The sequence below is a fragment of the Mesorhizobium sp. M7A.F.Ca.CA.002.05.1.1 genome, assembly GCF_003998335.1.
Lineage (GTDB): Bacteria > Pseudomonadota > Alphaproteobacteria > Rhizobiales > Rhizobiaceae > Mesorhizobium.
In genome coordinates, this window is the sequence record NZ_RZQI01001041.1 from 1 (window position 1) to 1,938 (window position 1,938).

Sequence of the window (1,938 nt, forward strand, 5' to 3'; positions counted from 1 at the left end):
GGCTAAGGCTCGCCGGTGTCACTACGTTCGCAACGACGACGGCGTCGGTCGAGCAGTTCATCAACGTGCCCGGACCGATCGCAAGAGGCGTCTGGTAGGGCGCGGCGATTACGGCTGTGGCACCCGACATTCCACCCGTGATCGTCTCGCCAGCCGGAAAGATGCCGGCCGAGCCGCGCACATAGATGCGCCGGGTCGCGCTGTTTGCTGTTTTGGCAATCGCAGAGTTGCCTCCAGTGATTGTCTCACCGGCCTGAAACGTCCCACTTATCGGCAAGACCCTTAGCACGTTGGCAAAGAAGTCGACCAAGATGCCCGTCGCGCCGGATGAACCGCCTGTCACCGTCTCACCGAGTTCATAGTCGACGGTTGAACCGGTGATGACGATTTCAAAATGTTGGAACCGCAGGGTTCCGGCGGAGCCAGAGGTGCCGCCGCTGACCGTTTCGCCAGTCGCAAACGATCCAACTTGCGAGCTGAGGGCGAACTGATATTCGCCGTTTGGCTCCAATTGCAGGGCGGTGTTGTAGCGATCGATGTACCAGTTATCGAGCCGGCCCGACTGAATCTGAACGCCAAAGACGTTACCGGCAGAACTACCGGAGAGCCGGTTGCCGATTGCCCTGACATTCGAAATGACGATCTCGCTGTTGGCATCAGTCGCAGCTACGCCAACCAGACAGTCATTCGCCACTACGTTAGTTATGATCCCTCGCGGATCTCGCGCACCGGTCATCTCCACCCAGACACCGGCGGAGGGGCTGTCGAGATGTGCATCCGCGAAAACCCCGTCGACTAACACGTCGGTGGTGTTTAGATTCCCCGTATAGGTCAACACGACGCCGTCGCGTTTGCACTTCGCCGACCGGATGTTGCGCACGATCGGCTTGCGGACGCCGGCCACGTAAACCGTGTCGCCAAACTCGCCGCCGGTTGGCGTGACGATGTTATAGCCGTCAATGTCCTCAATCGTCGGGCTGTCGACACAGAGCGCCATCACGCCGGCAAGGCCAAGATTGCGGACTTTCACGCCGCGAATTGTCGGCCGCTTCCGGCGTGCACCAGTGGAGAGGCCGACGCGAATACCGATAGAAGCCTGGTAGCCGGCATGTGATCCACCATCAATCGTGAGGTCCCCGTCTATCAGGACGTCATCGGCAGCAATATCGATGACGGGATGGTGGCCGGTAACGGTGCCGACTGGCGCGCGCAGGATTAGGGCAGAGCCGCCCAGGCATTCGACGCGCTTCTTCGCTGTCGAGATCGTGTGGTTGCCGTCGGTCTGGTAGGAGCCGTCAATCAGCACATGCGGATAGCTGCCCGCGAGCAGTGCACTGATAGCAGCCGTGGCATTCGCACCGCCACCACGCGCGCCGAGCATTGATGCCGTCACCGGAATTGAGGCGAGCGTATAGCCTGTCTTCGTCATGCCATCGCTCAGCGTGATCACCAAATCCCCGACATTCGTTCCATTCTTGCGGTACACAGCGCCGCTGCCTGCCACCTGAGAGCTGTCGCAGAAGGCGGTGCGGATGTATGTGGGTGCTATCGGCGGGTAAAATGCCTCGGCCGTCGCCTTGGTCGCGAATTGCGGATCGATCACCGTCGTCATGGCGCCCGTCGCTACGTCCGCAGCGGCCTGGGCCTGGTCGATGATGCCTTGCGCGGCTGCCTGGATATCGCCGACGGTGTCGTCGGACTGGTAGAACGACAGCACAATGTCATCGGTGCCGATCACAGGGTTCAGCGTCTGGAAGGCAAAGCTGCACTCACCCCGTCAACCGTTTTTTGAGAAAAAATTCCTAGACCGGTCGGAACTCCCACTCGGAGCGACGCTGGCAAGCGCGTAAAACCCTGCTTTTGCCGGCGGCTGGTCATAAGCCGGCAGGTGTGAAATCATTCGTCGAAGCTCATGGAATGATTCCCGTCGCACGGCCT

At 60.3% G+C, this 1,938-nt stretch carries 1 protein-coding gene; it reads right to left on the bottom strand.

The window, feature by feature from the left end:
* The coding region (locus tag EN939_RS32165) for a hypothetical protein (RefSeq protein ID WP_206528394.1) at positions 1-1,738 on the bottom strand (1,738 nt) is incomplete at its 3' end.
* Positions 1,739-1,938: the final 200 nt, after the last annotated feature.